A 17,627-nucleotide genomic window follows, 5' to 3' on the forward strand; every position below is an offset into this window, starting at 1 on the left:
GGCCGCGGGAACTGCCCCCGCAGCCGCTCGCAGAACCGTACGTGACACTCTCGCGTCATACGGCTCCCGTTATCCAACCTTGCTGCCCGGTCACTCGCCAGTGATGAAACAGCCGGGGTACCACAGTCCGCATCTTGTCCAGCCATTGGCTAATGCGCCGCTTGCGCCTATGAAGAGCCTTGTATTTTCGTCGGGCCCAGCGTTCAAGCGCGCGGTCAATGTGCTGGAAGATGCCAAGCATGGCTGTCCGATAGAACGAGCCATAGTATTGCGACCACCCCTGTATCACTGGATTGTAGAGCCGAGCCACGTCGACCAGCGTCACGTGGGTTTGGCGATTGAGTCGCCACCTGCGTACCGCTTGCCGCATCCGCTTTAAGGCATCCGCACTCGCTCCCGGAAGGAAGCTCGTGAAGAGCTGGTCTTGTTTGCTGAGCGCCTTCCTCGGCCTAAAGGTGAAGCCGAGGAAGGTAAAGCTCACATGCGGATAACCTGCGCGACGGTTACTGTCCTTGCAGTACACGACCTTCGATTTCTCGGGGTGCATCGTCAAGCCACAGGCAGCCAGCCGTGAAGCAATGGAGCGCATCACGTACTCCGCTTGCTTTCGACTGCGGCAGTGCACCACCGCATCATCGGCGTAGCGGGCAAACGGGCAGTTGGGGCTGGTACGTTGCATCCAGGTGTCGAAGGCATAGTGCATGAACAGATTCATCAGGAGGGGACTGATCACTCCACCTTGCGGGGTGCCGCGTTCGCGTCGGACGCGCATACCGTGATCCGTTTCGAACGGCGCAACCAGCCACCGCTCGATGTACAGAAGTATCCAGTCCTCCTTGATGTGCAGGCGCACCGCCTTCATCAGCAACCCATGATTGATCTGATCGAAGGCTGCCTTGATATCAAACTCCACCACCCAGTCGTATCGCCAGCAGCGCTCACGCGTGATCGCCACCGCCTGCTTCGCTGATCGTCCCGGCCGGTACCCATAGGAGTCCGAGTGGAAGATCGAGTCCAGCTCCGGCTCGATGAGAAGCTTGACCACGGTTTGCGCGACACGATCACCAACCGTGGGCACTCCCAGCTTGCGCGTGCCTCCCGATGCCTTGGGAATTTCTACTTGCTTGACCGGAGGCGGGAAGTACGACCCCGACGACATCCGATTCCACAGCTTGTAGAGATTCTTAGACAGATCCCGCTCGAAATCGGCGATGGTTTCATCGTCGATGCCGGCAGCACCGCGGTTGGCCCTGACCTGCTGGTAGGCGTCCCATACCGTGCGTTTCGCTATGTCATAAGGTTTCGCCGAGCTCACGCCACTCATCCCCGGAGGTTGGCAACGCTCGTCGGCCGGATAACGCCGCCCCTTCGCTCCACCTCCATTACAGAGGCTTCATCGCTACTACGGGAGGCTCCGCCCCTCGTTCCAGCATCGGTATTCTTCCTCATGGTGTTGGCCATTTGTCATTTTCCTTCGCATCTGGAACAAGGTTCTCACGTTCCGTACCAAAGCCTGTATGAAGATCATGCCGCCTATACACCGGCTGCCATCGGGTCCGTAAGCAGGTAACGCCCCGACTTGTCCTGAAGCCAGTACTCCACCTCAGTTTCGGCAGCACCTTGGGCATAACGATGCGTCATCGGACGGTTTGCTTTCGCTCATCTTCTCCATACTCACCTGCCATCCTCAGGGATGACTTTTCCTCGGTCGCTCACCACCACACCTTTTGGATGCAGCAGCACCGGGTGGTTTGAAGTCCGCTCCTGCAAGCCGACTTCGGAAGGCCTACTTCCATCTTCGGCACAGCAGCACAGGTCATCTGACCTGTGTTCGTGACACACAGTACTGGTTACCCTTCTTGGTCTGATGCATTTCCGGGTCGCGCTTACCGTCCTTGTTCTTGGTCGAACTCGGCGCATTGATCAGCGTGGCATCGACGATCGTGCCTTGGCGCAGCGACAGCCCTCGGTCGCCCAGATAGCCATTGATGACAGCCAAGATGCCGGCGGCTAGTTCGTGCTTCTCCAGCAAACGACGGAAGTTGAGGATGGTGGTTTCATCGGGGATACGCTCCAAGCTCAGCCCCGCGAACTGGCGCAGGATGGTGGTCTCGTACAGCGCCTCTTCCATCGCTGGATCGCTGTAACCGAACCAGTTTTGCATCAGGTGCACGCGCAGCATCGCCATCAGCGGATAGGCCGGACGACCGCCTTCACCCTTGGGATAATGCGGCTCGATCAAGGCAATCAAACCCTTCCACGGCACCACCCGATCCATCTCGATCAGGAACAACTCTTTGCGGGTTTGTTTGCGCTTACCGGCGTACTCGGCGTCGGCGAAGGTCATCTGCTTCATCGGGAAACTCGGTGGGTGGAATCCGGGTATTTTGCCAAAATCTGGAAGTCTTCTTCAGAGTTTCCCTAGCATTAAGCTGGGCGCGACAACAGACGTCTAGTTGGGCGGCACCTGAAGGTTTCGACCAGCCACATAACGGCCTAGGTCAATCGACGGGCAAGAATAGAATGTCTCCTATAGTCCGCTAGTGTGCGCTCTCTTGCTTGGATGGCATTACGTTCTGGCCCAACGTTACTGTAGCGAATCCGCAGCAGTATCAATCAAAGCCTCCTGTATCCCGCGTGAAGAAAGACGCTACGTTGCGCCCGTTCTTCCACGGCTTCGCTTGCCGCCCCGCTACGGCAGATTCGAAGTATTCATCGAAATGTCATCCTTTAGAAGCAGTGCGTTAACAAGGAATTTCTACCCTTTGCATCGCGAACCGCAATTGTGCGGCCAGCAATATTGCGAAAGGTGATCAAATGACGCCCCATCCGATACAGGACGCCGTGCTGCGGGTCGACCGGTTGAGCGTCGTCTATCCAGGCGGCGTGACAGCCCTACGCGATACCTCGATTGCATTTCGGCGTGGTGAGTTCACCGTGCTGCTTGGTCTCTCGGGCGCAGGCAAGTCGACCTTGCTCCGTAGTCTCAATCGACTCGTCACGCCCACTGGCGGCAGTGTCACCAGCGAACTCGGTGAACTCGGCAGCGGCTCGGCCTTGCGTCAGCATCGTCGGCGTACCGCCATGATCTTTCAGCACCACCAGCTAATCGAACGTCAAAGCGCACTGGCTAATGTGCTTACCGGTCGGCTGGCCTTTCACAACACGCTCCGCTCGCTGTTTCCTCTGCCGCGTGCCGATCAGGAGATTGCGCTCAGTTGCCTCGCTCGGGTCGGTCTGGCAGACAAGGCGCTAAGCCGGGTGGACAAACTGTCCGGTGGCCAGCAGCAGCGGGTAGGCATCGCGCGTGCGCTAGCGCAACAGCCGGCGATCATTCTGGCCGATGAGCCGGTAGCCAGTCTCGACCCGGCCACTTCGGTCCGTGTTCTCGGATTGCTGCGCGACATCTGCAAGGAAGACGGCATCACCGCCATCGTTTCGCTGCATCAACTCGAATATGCCCGCCGCTTCGCCGATCGCGTCGTCGGGCTGGCCGATTCTCAGATCGTTTTCGATGCCGCGCCCTCGGAACTCACCGATGCGCAGCTTGAGCGCATCTATGCAGGCCGCTCTACGACTCAGCCAGCGAATGCTCCGGCTGAACCACCTGTCATGCTCGAACCTTCACTGGAGATGTCCCGATGAAACGCTTATCCGCGCTCTTATTGACTTGCTTGCTGTCCGCTGTTTCAAGTTTGTCCGCCCTAGCGGCCGATGCCGATCCGGATGTGCTAAAGGTTGCCCTGCTGCCGGACGAAAACGCCTCCGAGCTGATCAAGCGTAACCAGCCGCTGAAGGATTATCTGGAAGAGCATCTGGACAAGAAGGTGCAGCTGATCGTAACCACCGACTATTCCTCGATGATTGAGGCGATGCGCTTTGGCCGTATCGACCTGGCGTATTTCGGTCCGCTGTCCTACGTCATGGCCAAAAGCAAAAGCGACATCGAGCCCTTCGCTGCCATGGTCATCGACGGCAAGCCGACCTATCGCTCGGTGATTATCGCCAATGTGGCGTCAGGCGTGAATGAGTATGCCGACCTTAAGGGCAAGAAGATGGCCTATGGTGACCGGGCATCGACGTCCAGCCATTTGATTCCCAAAACCGTGCTTCTTGAGACGGCCGATTTGACGGGTGGGCAGGACTACGAACAACATTTTGTGGGCACGCATGACGCCGTTGCCGTCAACGTGGCGAACGGCAACGCCGATGCGGGTGGGCTGTCGGAGGTAATTTTCAATCACGTAGCCGAACGTGGCCTAATCGATCCGAGCAAGGTGAAAGTACTTGGTTACAGCGGCGAATACCCCCAGTACCCCTGGGCGATGCGCTCGAACCTGAGCCCCGAGCTGAAAACCAAGGTGCGGGATGTATTCGTCGGTATCGACGATCCCGAAGTGCTGCGCAACTTCAAGGCCGAGGCCTTCGCGCCAATCACCGACGCCGACTACGATGTGATCCGCAACATGGGATCGCTGCTCGGCCTCGACTTCGCCACGATGTGAGCACCGATATGTCTACTCATTACGACGTGCAGGCGCTGCCTGCAGAGCAACGCGAGCACATCCTTCGAGGCTTCGGCCTCGGTTGGTGGCGCCAGCTGGGGCAGGTGGCGATTGTATTCGGAGTGGTGCTGTTGGCCTGCTGGTACGTGGGGCTGCTCGATGCCACCACGCTGCTGAACGGGCTGCCCTCCATCGCGACCCTGGCAGGCGAGGCCATGCCGCCAGACTTTTCGGGCTATCGAAGCTGGATTCGCCCCTTGATCGACACCTTGGCGATGAGCATCGCCGGTACGGCCATCGCAGTGGTGTTCTCGCTGGTGGTGGCCTTCGTTGCAGCGCGCAATACGGCGCCGCACCCCCTTGTGTTCGGTGTTGCCCGGGTGCTGCTCAATGCCCTGCGGTCGGTGCCGGAGCTGATCATGGGCATCATCTTCGTTGCAGCCGTAGGGTTCGGCGCCTTGCCGGGCGTGCTTGCCCTGGGTCTGCATTCGGTCGGCATGGTCGGCAAGTTCTTCGCCGAGGCCATCGAGCACGTCGACGAAGCGCCGGTGGAAGCCGCTCGGGCGGCGGGGGCTACGCCGATGCAAGTGCTGCTGCACGCGGTTTTGCCACAGGTGACGCCGCAGTTCGCCGACGTGGCGATCTACCGCTGGGAATACAACTTTCGCGCCTCCACCGTGATGGGCATGGTTGGCGCCGGCGGTATCGGCTTCGAACTCATGGGCTCGCTGCGCATCATGCAGTACCAGGAGGTTGCAGCAATCCTGCTGGTCATCCTGGCCATGGTCACGCTAGTAGACGCCTTCAGTGGCGTGCTGCGCAAACGTTTCAAATAGGACAAACCATGCTGCCGAAACTCGTTATAACTCACCGAGTACACGATGAGATCCTGCAACTGCTGGCGCCACATTGCGAGCTGATGACCAACCAGACCGACAGCACGCTGACGCGCGAGGAAATTCTGCGCCGCTGCCGCGATGCTCAGGCGATGATGGCGTTCATGCCCGATCGGGTCGATGCAGACTTTCTTCAAGCCTGCCCTGAGCTGCGTGTAGTCGGCTGCGCGCTCAAGGGCTTCGACAATTTCGATGTGGACGCCTGTACTGCCCGCGGGGTCTGGCTGACCTTCGTGCCTGATCTGTTGACGGTCCCGACTGCCGAGCTGGCGATCGGACTGGCGGTGGGGCTGGGGCGGCATCTGCGGGCAGCAGATGCGTTCGTCCGCTCTGGCGAGTTCCAGGGCTGGCAACCACAGTTCTACGGCACGGGGCTGGATAACGCTACGGTCGGCATCCTTGGCATGGGCGCCATCGGACTGGCCATGGCTGATCGCTTGCAGGGATGGGGCGCGACCCTGCAGTACCACGAGGCGAAGGCTCTGGATACACAAACCGAGCAACGGCTCGGCCTGCGCCAGGTGGCGTGCAGCGAACTCTTCGCCAGCTCGGACTTCATCCTGCTGGCGCTTCCCTTGAATGCCGATACCCAGCATCTGGTCAACGCCGAGCTGCTTGCCCTCGTACGGCCGGGCGCTCTGCTTGTAAACCCCTGTCGTGGTTCGGTAGTGGATGAAGCCGCCGTGCTCGCGGCGCTTGAGCGAGGCCAGCTCGGCGGGTATGCGGCGGATGTATTCGAAATGGAAGACTGGGCTCGCGCGGACCGGCCGCGGCTGATCGATCCTGCGCTGCTCGCGCATCCGAATACGCTGTTCACTCCGCACATAGGGTCGGCAGTGCGCGCGGTGCGCCTGGAGATTGAACGTTGTGCAGCGCAGAACATCATCCAGGTATTGGCAGGTGCGCGCCCAATCAACGCTGCGAACCGTCTGCCCAAGGCCGAGCCTGCCGCATGTTGAATCCGGTCTGGCTGAAGAGCCTGGTAGCGATCGTTCAAACAGGCAGTTTTCAGAGCGCGGCGAGGGCGTTGGGGCTGGCCCAGCCGACGGTGTCGCAGCACTTGCAGAAGCTTGAAGAGCAGGTCGGCGTAACGCTGGTGCAGCGCAGTCGTAGCGGCTGCCAGCCTACCACACGGGCGCTGGCCTTCATGCCGCATGCGACCGCCTTGCTCGACATGCACGCCCGGGCGCTAGAAGCCCTGCATGGCAATCGTGAGCGCGTCGGGGCCAGCTCCAACATCGGCACCTACCTTCTCCAGCCATTCGTGCGCAACTATCTGACGACCGCAAATGAGAGGGGCGAGGTGGATCTGCGCATCGCCGCCAACCCGGATGTGGCCGACCAGCTACTGGCGGGCCAGCTCGACGCCGCGATCATGGAATGGTGGCTACCTCACCCCGACTTCGAACACCGCCTCTGGCGGGTCGAGCCGCTGGTGCTTATCGTCAGCCCCGACCATGCGCTGGCTGAAGCAGGGTGCATAGAACGTGATCGTCTGGTGGACCTGCCGATGCTGGGAGGTGAACCGGGTAGCGGTACCGGACGGCTTCTGACCGAATACTTTGGCGAACTGGGCGTGCCTCGCAGCGGTATGCAGCTAGGCAGCACCGAGGCAGTCAAACAAGCAGTGAGGGCGGGACTCGGCGTGTCGTTGGTGATGGCTTCCGCAGTACAAGACGAAGTTCGCAGTGGCGCGCTGGTAGCTCTTCCCATCCCGGGGCTTGAAAAGCGTCTCCAACTGATCTGGCGCAAACCTCCCGGAAATCTGCACCCGCCGGGATTTGTGCGGCACTTATTGGAGGAGGCAGATCTAGCTGGATAAGGTGATGGATGGTTGCGATCCAGCGCTTGGCTTGTCAGCCTAGGGAAACTCTGAAAAAGACTTTCTGATTTGGCAAAATACCGCGACCCCACCCACCGAGTTTCCCGATGAAGCAGATGACCTTCGCCGACGCCGAGTACGCTGGCAAGCGCAAGCAAACCCGCAAGGAGTTGTTCCTGATCGAGATGGATCGGGTGGTGCCGTGGAAGGGCTTGATTGCTTTGATCGAGCCACATTATCCGAAGGGTGAAGGTGGCCGTCCGGCCTACCCGTTGATGGCGATGCTGCGTGTGCATCTGCTGCAGAACTGGTTCGGCTACAGCGATCCAGCGATGGAGGAAGCGCTGTACGAAACCACGATCCTGCGCCAGTTTGCCGGGCTGAACCTGGAGCGCATCCCCGACGAAACCACCATTCTCAACTTCCGCCGCTTGCTGGAGAAACACGAGCTGGCGGCCGGCATCCTCGCTGTCATCAATGGCTATCTGGGCGACCGCGGCCTGTCGCTGCGCCAGGGCACCATCGTCGATGCAACGCTGATCAATGCGCCCAGTTCGACCAAGAACAAGGACGGCAAGCGCGACCCGGAAATGCACCAGACCAAGAAGGGAAACCAGTATTATTTTGGCATGAAGGCCCACATCGGCGCCGATGACGAATCGGGTCTGGTGCACAGCGTAGTGGGCACGGCGGCCAATGTGGCGGATGTCACCCAGGTGGACAAATTGCTGCATGGCGACGAAAACGTGGTCTGCGCCGATGCAGGCTACACCGGTGTCGAAAAGCGGCCCGAGCATGAAGGACGTGAAGTTATCTGGCAGGTGGCGGCACGCCGCAGCACCTACAAAAAACTCGATAAGCGCAGCGTGCTGTACAAAGCCAAGCGCAAGATTGAAAAGGCCAAGGCTCAGGTGCGCGCCAAGGTCGAGCATCCGTTCCGGGTAATCAAGCGCCAGTTCGGTTACACCAAGGTGCGCTTTCGCGGCTTGGCCAAAAACACGGCGCAACTGGTGACACTGTTCGCTCTGTCGAACCTGTGGATGGCGCGCCGACATTTACTGACGAATGCAGGAGAGGTGCGCCTGTAATGCGGGAAATGGCCACCGGAGTGGGGTCCGGGTGGCGAAAACGTAAGAAATACTCGTCGAATTGATTGTTTTTTGATCATTTGGCGAGTTTAAAAGTTGCGCTAGGTGGTATGCCGGGGAAATACATGGCTACTTCAGACCATCCCTAACACCTTCGTCCTGAAAGTCTTCACCAATGGTTGTTGGAGTAGTTCCCTTAGAAATCACTTCGGTCAAGTGTTTGATGCGCCTAACAACCCAATGCGCCGGCACCTCACCCAGCCACTCCACGCCGGAGTCTTTCATCGGCGCCGTCGGGTCGAGGCCTTTGGTGACGGCGTGGGAGATCACGGCCTGGCGCTTTTCCTTGAGCAGTTCGATCAGGCGCTGCTGCTCTTCGATCAGCGCGTCGATGCGGGCGGTTTCGTGGTCGAGGAAACGGGCGATTTGGGTTTGTTCTACCAAAGTCGGAACATGGAGACGCTCAGAAAGGCTCTCCTTTTTTATATGCCTCATGGTGCTGCCATGAGCATCAAAGTCTGCCAATTTTGGAGCAACAAGCTTTATCAAATAGAAAAGAAATTTTTGATCAGCTTCGACTGTAGGCGAGACTTTAAATATGTGTTGATTCAACCAGGCGGCGCCACCCGTCCAAATGAACGAGTCGATTGTTGCAGACCATGAAAAAAGCAAATCTCCATCGCCAACCTTGACACGAAAATCAAGCTCGCCGGAGTAATAATTTGGTGCTGTATCACCTGTTAGCTGAGAGATGCGGATAATCGGTAGCCCTTCTTCACCCCAGTCCTCAGGCTTGAATGGATAGCCATTTTGATAATCGGCAAGAAACTTTAATGCGGATCGTGGCCATTCAGCAGGCACAGCCCCTTGCCACTCCACCCCGGAATCCTTGTAAACCGGATAACTCGGAAACGTCATGCCGACAGCCCCTCGATCATCTGCTTGATGCGGTCGGTGCAGGCTTTCAGGTCGCGGTCGATCTCTGCCAGCGGACGCGGTGGCTGGAACACATAGAAGTGGCGGTTGAAGGGAATCTCAAAACCGACCACGCCGACTTCGCCGTCCTGTTCATCACGCTTGCTCTCGTCGATCCAGGCATCCGGCACATGGGGTTTTACTTCGCGCTCGAAGTAGTCGTACACCGACTCGCCCAGCGGCACGTTTTCGTTGTCGCGCAGGCCGGCATCGGCTTCCGGCTGGCCTCTGACCAGGCAGATATCCGCCTCGGGGTCGCGCTCGCTTAAGCCGTTGAGGATGGCCTTCAGTTCGGGCGTGCTGGGCGATACATCGTGAGCGCTGAGCGCCTTTTTCAGCAGCTTGCTGAACTGCTCGCGGTTGCGGTGCAGCTGGCTTTCGTCCATCGCCTGCAGGGCTTCGATCAGGCGCTGGCGTGCCGGGGCGTCCATCTTCTCGATGGCTTTTTCTTCCTGCACTTTTTCGATGCGCTCGGCGCTGGTCTGGAAGTTCAGGCGCAGCGGGCGCTCGACAGTGATGCGCCGGTAGCCAAAGGCTTCGACGGGGAAGATCTTGCTCTGCGCGGTTTGCTCGAAGCGGCCATACAGGCGCACCAGCTCGTCGATCTGCTCCTCGGTGAGGTACTGGCGCTTGCTGCCGAGGGACTTGCGCATCTTGGCAAAGTGCTGGCTGCCATCAATCAACTGCACCTTGCCCTGGCGCACAGCGGCCTTGTGGTTGCTCAGCACCCACACATAGGTGGCGATGCCGGTGTTGTAGAACATGTCGGTGGGCAGGGCGATGATGGCTTCGACCAGATCGTTCTGCAGCAGGTAGCGGCGAATCTCCGACTCGCCCGAACCGGCGCCGCCGGTAAACAGTGGCGAGCCGTTGAGGATGATGCCGATGCGCGAGCCGCCTTCACGCGGGTCACGCATCTTGCTGACCAGGTGCAGAAGGAACAGCAGCGAGCCATCGGACACGCGCGGCAGGCCCGGGCCGAAGCGGCCGTTGAAGCCCTTTTCGCTGTGCTCGTCGGTGATCTGCTTCTGGACTTTCTTCCACTCCACGCCAAACGGCGGGTTGCTGAGCATGAAGTCGAAGCGGCTGTCGGCCAGCTGGTCGTCAGACAGGGTGTTGCCCAGCTTGATGCTGGTGACGTCCTGACCCTTGATCAGCATGTCCGCCTTGCAGATGGCATAGGACTCGGGGTTGAGCTCCTGGCCGTGCAGCGACACGGTGACTTGCTGGCTGATGGACTGGATGTACTCGTCGCCCTCGGAGAGGAAGCCGCCGGTGCCGGCAGTCGGGTCGTAGATGGTGACGATGCTGTTGGGCTTGAGCTTGTCGTCCTGCCCGGTGATCACCAGGGAGGTGGTCAGGTGCACGATATCGCGCGGGGTGAAGTGCTCCCCGGCGGTTTCGTTGGAGCTTTCCGCGAACTTGCGGATCAGCTCTTCGAAGATGATGCCCATGCCGAAGTTGCTGATGCGCTCCGGGCTCAGGTCAGTCGCGGCAAAGCGCTGCACCACCTGGTACAGCAGGTTGGCCGCAGAGAGCTGCTGCACGAAGTCTTCAAAGTGGAAGTGCTCGAAGATCTCGCGGGCGTCCTTGCTGAAGGACTGCACGTAGCTCATCAAGTCGGCGGCGGTCTGGGTGTCGGACAGGGTACCGAGGGTCAGCTTGGAGGCATTGAAGAACTGCTGGCCGGCGGCGCGTAGCAACAGACGCTCACGCACCAGATCAGGCCGGCCTTCCTGCGCATAGGACTCACGGATCACCGCTTCCTTGGTCGGCTCCAGCACACACTCCATCCGCCGCAGCAGGGTGAACGGCAGGATGATGCGACCGTACTGGGACTGCTTGAAATCACCGCGCAGCAGGTCGGCAATCGACCAGAGGAAAGCGGCCGTCTGGGAATGGTTTTCCGTGTTCACGCAACTGCTCCTTGAAAGGCGTGCAAAGCGCCGAGTGTAACTGAAGAGGGGCAGGCGAAATCACTTCGAACCCAAAGCCGTTGGCGTTTAAAGCGCTGATGCGTCCAGACCTATCTACAGAGGCAAGTCAGCCGGCGGCACCTTCCCGATTTGTCCTGACCGTATGCACTCCCATACCGTTCTCGAAGCCTGTTGCCACTTTGGCTGGCAGCGATTGATTCGGCAGTTACCGTCGCACCTCGCTGAGGTTGAAGCTTGTTTCTTCGAGACAGATCATCTAGTCGCATAACAAGGCAAGCGGCTGAGGGAGACCCAACGCCAGTGCAGGGAAACCGACAATTGTAAAATCGCGTGGTCATCGCAACGCGCCTGCAGTAGCTACTACAAAGCGGTAAGCTCGTTCTCGGTAAACCATTCGGACTGTTTGATTGCGTCGAGCGCTGTAGCGGGGTTCTTCGCCCAAAGAACCAGAGCGAGGCTTTCCTCGGCTCGACTGCAGGTGACATAAAGTAGCCTTAGGGTCCGATCAATAGTGGTCTCTTTTCCCCCTTCAACGTTCTCAAGATCAGTCGGGCTCAATTCCTCAGCGCCGAAGAGCTTGTCGTAGGAGAACCACGTGCCGCCAGCTTCCTCATCATCCATGATGACCATGACATGCTTGAACTCAGAGCCTTTAACGACTTGATGCGTCGCGAGTTCGGTTTCACCCCCAAGATAGGCGTGATAACGAGCAATTTCTTGCCAGGGCGTGCCGAAGAGGGCGTGCCAGCCACGCTTACGTCGGTCCTCCTTCGCTTCCTTGCTCCTTGTCTTTGGCTCTGGAGGAGGAGGCGACGAATCACCGTAGGCCTCAACTAGGCGACTATCCACTTCGAAGAGGCTGGCTTCGATGATCGGTTCCAAGACTTCTCGCACGGTTATTCCGGGCTTGGTGGCGGCGGATGCGAACCTCATAACTGCAGCGTGAGCTTTGTCCAGCGCGGCCTGACGCTCGGCGCGAGATTCCGGGACCTTTGCAAGTGCGCCGTGCCTACGCAACACATCCATGACGGCGAACTCGTTCACTGAACCATCAGGCTGCAGACATTCTGCAAGTTCAACCATTGGGCCGAGGAGCGGCCTCACCATAGTGGGCCCCGTCCGCTCGCCATTGCTCTTAGGCACTGCGGCATCCTTGTCCAGCAGCTCCATCGCGCGGTATGCCTCGTAAAAATTGCCTCGTTTGGCGGCAAGTTTGTGTTCAAGGGCGAGGGTTTTGTAGCCACTCCCACGCTCTTGCCAGGCGGATAAGGCAGTTTCGGCCGACATGGCCAACGCGCATTCCGTTTCCCTCCGGATCTTTTCGGCGGAATCGGTCTTAGCATCGCCGACAAAGATTCGAACGGTTCCACCGTTTTTCTCTGTCCTAGGGTGCTGGGGGACACCAGTCTTGGGCTGAGTACGGCCCTCGATGTCCGAGTCCCAAATCTTGTTAATGAGTTCAACAATGCGCTTTTGGCTACGATGATTCATCTGCAATGCAGGGCGCGCCCAATCTTCCGGCACGTGTGACGGTAAGTCGTGGTGACCGTCAGGGTAGATTCGCTGCCGATGATCCCCGAGGAGCCCCAATGTGATGCGATCCGGACGGTTTTTGGAGAGTTCAAATAGTGCATCAAGTACTCCCTTCATCGTGTCCTGGGATTCATCAATAAGGATGAGGGGGTGACGGTCTTCTAGGATGCGCTGCAGCGTTGGGCGTTTAACAATTAGCCATGCGGTCACGTCCAGGACGTTGGTGTGCGATAGCGCCCCCGGACCGAATGTGTTTCTGTCCGGGCTATACCTAAATTCATCAGTCTTTCGTAATTCCTCCGCCTCTGCCTCGATCTCCGCATACTTCCGCCGGTCGGTGTCGGACTCGCCCCTTTTCTTACCCATCGCATGGGCCTTGGCAGCCACAAGATCTTCGGCATTGAACGCAAGCAAGGCTTCCCGGATGTCATCATCAAAGCCCTGGATGAGTTCCCAGCAAAAGGAATGGATGGTCGATACTTCGGTCAGGTAATTTTCGCCGAGACGACCGTTGACGACGGCGGTCGCGTTTTTGGTGTAGGTGATAACACGCACCGACTGTCCACGAGACCTAAGTCGTTCGGCATAGTGAGCCCCCGCTTCATGCTTTATCACTCCAGTAACTCGACGCAAAACCTCAATTAGCGTGCGAGTCTTTCCGGACCCTGCGCCAGCGAAGAGAAAGAAACTCCGAGGCGGGGTTGTCGTGATGTAGCCGCAGATATCTTCGACGACATGAGCGTCGCGATCGTTTCCAAACGATGGCAGAGCGGTACTCAAGGGGTCTCTCCCGCAGTGACGTTGAGTTGCCCGCTCAGCCAGGTGAGCGCGTCTGTGATGTATGCGGGGCATTTCAGGTCTTGGCCAGCATTTAGCCGTTCGAACAGGGTTGCCGCGAAATCTCCTTTACTGAAGCTCCCGCGGAGCATCGCATGGAGTTCCTTGAGCAGCTCGGCGTGGTCTGGGTAGTCGAGCACAAGACCTATCACCTTTGCCAAGGTGCCGCGGTGCTTTACTTTGGCAGCGGTGATTGGGTCAACCTCCTCTTCCAACGCTTTGAACCAATCGATGTTGGAGAGAACTAGAGAGTCCTCAAACGAGCTGGGCCACTGCTCGCTGGCAGCCGCAACCGGAAGCTGCCACGCGAAGCGGACTTGAACGCCTGTGTCGGATGTCCACACCAGCTGGGCAGGCGTCGGCTTACCAAAAGCTTGAAACTCCGCCAGCATCGGATGCCATGAGGTCAATGTGTCATTCCCACACTCCAATTTTTCTTGGCCGGCGATGTGCACCGCTGCCCGGACTAGGCGCCCCTTATCGGTTCGGGTTGGCAGAACCGGATCCAAGTCAGTGATAACGATCGTCGGAATCCCCAATCGCTCCACCAGGGGTTTAAGGCGGTGAGCGTGGCTACCGCCGATGTCGAGGAAAGAAACATACTTCTTGGCAAGTTTGGGGAAATCCCGCTCGATGAAAAGTGGCACCAGCATTCTCTCTGCTGTTCCTTCCACGAAGATGGCGGCGTCAGCGAAAAGCAGGTCGGTGTGTTGCACCTGAAAGTAGCGTTCGGCGAACGTCCTGGTTGGAGCGTCTTCGCCGAACGCATCGCCCAGGTTAACGACCTGCGTGCTGGGTTTTGCGCCAAGCACCGTGCTGGCCACCCGCCTCACGTACCGCAGACGCGTGAAGTTGTCTCCATGAGCCAGATGGCTCGAGTGCGTGCTGATCAGCAGCTGACTGCGGAGGTAGCTATGCACCTGCTCCTTTGGACGAATGAGCTCGTGGGCGTTCTTCGAAAAATTTCGTTGAACCTGAACGTGCAAATGGGCCTCAGGTTCTTCAACCATCACGAGGTGAACTGCCGCCGGACTGCCCTGCGGCGGATTGAGGCGTGCGGCGCGGAATGACACGAGCATGAAGCTCAGCGACTGCAGATTCTGATAGCCGAGGCCAATAGAGTGTTCAGGCAAGGACTCATCAACAGCAGTTTTGTCCAGGAGGTACTGTACGGCCGTGCTGTGAGCAAGAAGGTCTGCGGTCTGGATTCTTGTACGAAAATGGAACTGGTGAGGGTCATGCAGGCCTGGGTAACCCAGAATCTCCACGTCCTCCATCGCTGGCTTTAACGCCTTGTAGATAGATTTGTCGAGGTCTGCTTGTGCATTAGCAACGGCCTTGACCAAGTCTTCTCGATGTCCGTGACCGGATGGGGCTACGTTCAAGTGTTGCCGAGCGAACTTCATGAGTTGGCTTGAGAACAATCCGGGCCGAGAACTTGCGGACTCTGACCGCATTTCGTCTTCTTCGGCACCGAGTCCTCGTTGAGCCGGTACAAAATCCACACGAATGAGCTTGCGCAGATGCTGCAACTCGATCGGTTGTGATCCAAGTGGCAGCTCCTGCAAGTCACGGCGCGATTTATCGGCCAAGGGGCCCTTCACGGGGTCGAGACGGTAAGCGGCTATGCGTCGCAGATCCGCAGAATGTCTAAGCCAGTAGTCAAGCAGATCTATCGGCCAGGCATGGCCATCCTTCGGAAGCTCTCGGACCGGGGCGCGCGCCTCACGGTAGCGCCAAGCCAGATTGCGAAGTTCGTTCGCGTCTGCAACAGGTTCGAGCCGTACCCGTACACCAACTGCGCCACCCGACCACTTCAGCGAGGTGATGAACGGCGCAACATGGCTGTACGCCCCCTCCTTAGCGTCGAACCAAAGATCAATGAAGGGCATGCACGCCTGGAGTTCCTGATACTCGGCCTCCCATGATTCGGCATCCTTGGAGTCCGTCGTGGGATCCTCATCAAGTGCCTCCCAGCGGTGGCATACCTCGCGCAGCTTCGCCCACTGCGAAAGGCTAATGTCGAACGCGCGGAATCCGGGTGACTCGCTCAAGAAGTTGCGGAGGACTGTAAGAAGGGAAGTTTTGCCGCTGTTGTTGGCACCTACCAAAATGGTAGTGACCTCGTCGAGCTCAAGTCGGGTCTTGGCCAGGCGTCGAAAATTACAGACCTCAAGGCAGGCGAGCCGGATCGGTGGGGTGTCGATAGCTGCAGCTGCTTTGGGGGAAGGCCCCGCTGGGATCAAGGGTGGGCTATCGGTGAGAGAGGAAGCAGGGATCTGGTCTGTGGTCATGGTGCCTCCATGCGGCCGCCCAGTTACTGAAGATAAGGACACCTCGGCATAGTAACCAGGTGCTCAAGACATTGAGCATACTGTCACTTGGCCAGGACGGAAGATAGTTCCAGCTTCCACCTGTCACGCAAATATTTCCGCCTATCCAACAAATACCTATGGAAAAGTTGCTAACCGGGCGGTGAATCAAGCCGTTGCTGCCAAGATTTCTAAATTATGCGCAATTATGTGAAAATACATAATTTCACCGCGCGAGCTGCCTTGCGCTAAAAAGAACACACGGAACACCCTCCCAACGCAGGAATCAGGTAGGAAAATTATTGGGGAAATTGCGGCAAGCTTGGACTGCGGGTTCAGGCCAATGCCGCCCCAAGAGACTGAAGGCGGACCATATCGACGTGTCCAGAGCTGCTCACCAAGAAGGCAGCATCTCTAGTGCCTGTTCTATACCACAATCTCAGAGTAATTATGTCGGTCTAAAATAGCGGACAAACCAGCATCAACGCGTGAGCGATGAAGATCAGTCAGAAGATTGTCGTGCACATATCGGTTGACTAGATGAACATAGTATTCAAGTGTAGTTCTAACATTAGTGTGGCCCAGCATTTTCCTGAGATCTTCGTCGAGCGCTGCATCGTAAACAAAACTCCTTCCAAGTCTATTCTGGGCTTTCAACGCCTCATAAACAAAATATGTCGCACAGGTGTGCCTGAGCATTCGTGCATTGAATCGTATGGCTTTAAAATCAGTAGCGCTCTCGGAGTTCTTCGCTGCAGAAACCACCTTGCTAAAGTTATAACCAAGCATTCCATGAGTAACAACATCACCACGAGCGGAAAGAAACAAGTCGCTATTCCTTGGTGGAATGCCATGCTTAGCCTCATATAGCTTCGCTCGTTGCCGCCTTAAGGGTAAATAATACTCGCAAATAACTCTCCACAGCTTCCCTGGAAAGTCTATGGAACGCCATTTTCCCTTGGACCTAAAATAATAATAGATAGCTCCATTATCTAACCCTTCTGGGTACTCACCCTCATCATAAGGAATGAATCCATAATTTTCATTTTTCCCTCGGTAGGGCAATTGAAAAAGATCAATCGGTCTAAGCCCGGTAATTCGTATGATCGCTGCGATAATTTGATAAACAGGATCATTCATCACACCGAGAGCTATTTCATAATCAGTTTGCCTTACAAATTTCTGCATTTCTCGTTGATGCATTGCTGGTCTACCACTGGGCAGATTAAATCCCAAGGTAGTAACTTTAACCCCTGGGTTGATATGGGCCAGGAGTTTCTGGTCTTTCAGCATGTATCGGATATCAGTCCTACTGATATCCAAATAGTGTTTATAGCCCTGCCTTTCGGCCCACTGATAGAAGCTCCAGACCCTTGCCGCAATGTGATACATGGTTTTGTGAGACGGACCATCAGGAAGCGCATCCGTTGGAGATGCTATGTGAACAAGGAAGGCATCAAAAACATCCTCATCCACCAACTGCCAGTTCTGCGCACCAAATACAACTTCACCCCCTTCGATTGGGCTATCGTCCAACCACTGCAAAAACCTTCTCAGGATATTCGCATAGTTTCTTGTCGTTTCATCACTCCTTGAACGTATCTTCGAGACAGCCATCGCCCACATGGTCGGTGCTTCAAGGACGTTGTGATTATCATCAAAATAAATTCCTACGCGCGCTCGCATATAGCCAGAGTGGCTGGCCAAACCGTTTCCAAAATG

Annotated in this window: 11 protein-coding genes and 2 pseudogenes; 6 read left to right on the forward strand and 7 right to left on the reverse strand. The window is 57.4% G+C overall.

All coding sequences use genetic code 11. The features are described 5' to 3' along the window. Positions 1 to 55 precede the first annotated feature (55 nt). A complete protein-coding gene (gene ltrA, locus ACLH0J_RS03465; protein ID WP_010466266.1) occupies positions 56 to 1,324 on the reverse strand; it encodes a group II intron reverse transcriptase/maturase in 1,269 nt (422 codons plus the stop codon). Positions 1,325 to 1,843: 519 nt separating this feature from the next. Beyond that, a pseudogene (locus tag ACLH0J_RS03470) lies at positions 1,844 to 2,356 on the reverse strand (IS5-like element ISPre1 family transposase); the annotation flags it as partial. 461 nt (positions 2,357 to 2,817) lie between these two features. Here ACLH0J_RS03470 and phnC point away from each other — a divergent pair. The 6 genes from phnC (at position 2,818) to ACLH0J_RS03500 (ending at position 8,311) form a co-directional block, all read left to right on the forward strand. Next, positions 2,818 to 3,645, forward strand: coding sequence for a phosphonate ABC transporter ATP-binding protein (phnC, locus tag ACLH0J_RS03475; RefSeq protein ID WP_003118432.1), 828 nt, complete (start codon positions 2,818 to 2,820; stop codon positions 3,643 to 3,645). Then, on the forward strand, positions 3,642 to 4,505 hold the full coding sequence (gene phnD, locus ACLH0J_RS03480; protein WP_010466255.1) for a phosphate/phosphite/phosphonate ABC transporter substrate-binding protein: 864 nt from the start codon (positions 3,642 to 3,644) through the stop codon (positions 4,503 to 4,505). The genes phnC and phnD overlap by 4 nt, the downstream gene beginning before the upstream one ends. 8 nt (positions 4,506 to 4,513) lie before the next feature. Next, a complete protein-coding gene (phnE, locus tag ACLH0J_RS03485) occupies positions 4,514 to 5,341 on the forward strand; it encodes a phosphonate ABC transporter, permease protein PhnE (RefSeq protein WP_010466252.1) in 828 nt (275 codons plus the stop codon). An 8-nt stretch (positions 5,342 to 5,349) separates the two neighbouring features. Then, on the forward strand, positions 5,350 to 6,360 hold the full coding sequence (ptxD, locus tag ACLH0J_RS03490) for a phosphonate dehydrogenase PtxD (protein ID WP_003118429.1): 1,011 nt from the start codon (positions 5,350 to 5,352) through the stop codon (positions 6,358 to 6,360). Next, the gene (locus ACLH0J_RS03495) at positions 6,354 to 7,223 is read left to right on the forward strand and encodes a LysR family transcriptional regulator (protein ID WP_010466239.1); all 870 of its coding nucleotides are present in this window, start codon (positions 6,354 to 6,356) and stop codon (positions 7,221 to 7,223) included. Before ptxD ends, ACLH0J_RS03495 begins: the two co-directional genes overlap by 7 nt. Before the next feature lie 107 nt (positions 7,224 to 7,330). Further along, positions 7,331 to 8,311 carry an IS5-like element IS1384 family transposase gene (locus tag ACLH0J_RS03500; protein WP_010466230.1) on the forward strand — a complete coding sequence of 327 codons (981 nt, stop codon included), beginning with the start codon at positions 7,331 to 7,333 and terminating at the stop codon, positions 8,309 to 8,311. A gap of 221 nt (positions 8,312 to 8,532) precedes the next feature. Here the strand turns inward: ACLH0J_RS03500 and ACLH0J_RS03505 are convergent. From ACLH0J_RS03505 to ACLH0J_RS03525, 5 genes and pseudogenes are all read right to left on the reverse strand, one after another. Beyond that, positions 8,533 to 9,229, reverse strand: a pseudogene (locus ACLH0J_RS03505) (restriction endonuclease subunit S); the annotation flags it as partial. Next, positions 9,226 to 11,202, reverse strand: a complete 1,977-nt coding sequence (locus ACLH0J_RS03510; RefSeq protein ID WP_033988186.1) for a class I SAM-dependent DNA methyltransferase — start codon at positions 11,200 to 11,202, stop codon at positions 9,226 to 9,228. The gene ACLH0J_RS03510 and the pseudogene ACLH0J_RS03505, both read right to left, overlap by 4 nt. Before the next feature lie 381 nt (positions 11,203 to 11,583). Then, positions 11,584 to 13,536 (reverse strand): UvrD-helicase domain-containing protein, encoded by a 1,953-nt coding sequence (locus tag ACLH0J_RS03515; RefSeq protein ID WP_033988183.1) that lies wholly within the window; start codon positions 13,534 to 13,536, stop codon positions 11,584 to 11,586. Beyond that, complete coding sequence (locus tag ACLH0J_RS03520) at positions 13,533 to 15,887, reverse strand: AAA family ATPase (protein ID WP_033988180.1); 2,355 nt, start codon at positions 15,885 to 15,887, stop codon at positions 13,533 to 13,535. Before ACLH0J_RS03520 ends, ACLH0J_RS03515 begins: the two co-directional genes overlap by 4 nt. A gap of 444 nt (positions 15,888 to 16,331) precedes the next feature. Next, on the reverse strand, positions 16,332 to 17,612 hold the full coding sequence (locus ACLH0J_RS03525; RefSeq protein WP_169882235.1) for a tyrosine-type recombinase/integrase: 1,281 nt from the start codon (positions 17,610 to 17,612) through the stop codon (positions 16,332 to 16,334). Between the last annotated feature and the right edge of the window lie 15 nt (positions 17,613 to 17,627).

The organism is Pseudomonas sp. MPB23, assembly GCF_046605395.1.
GTDB lineage: Bacteria > Pseudomonadota > Gammaproteobacteria > Pseudomonadales > Pseudomonadaceae > Aquipseudomonas.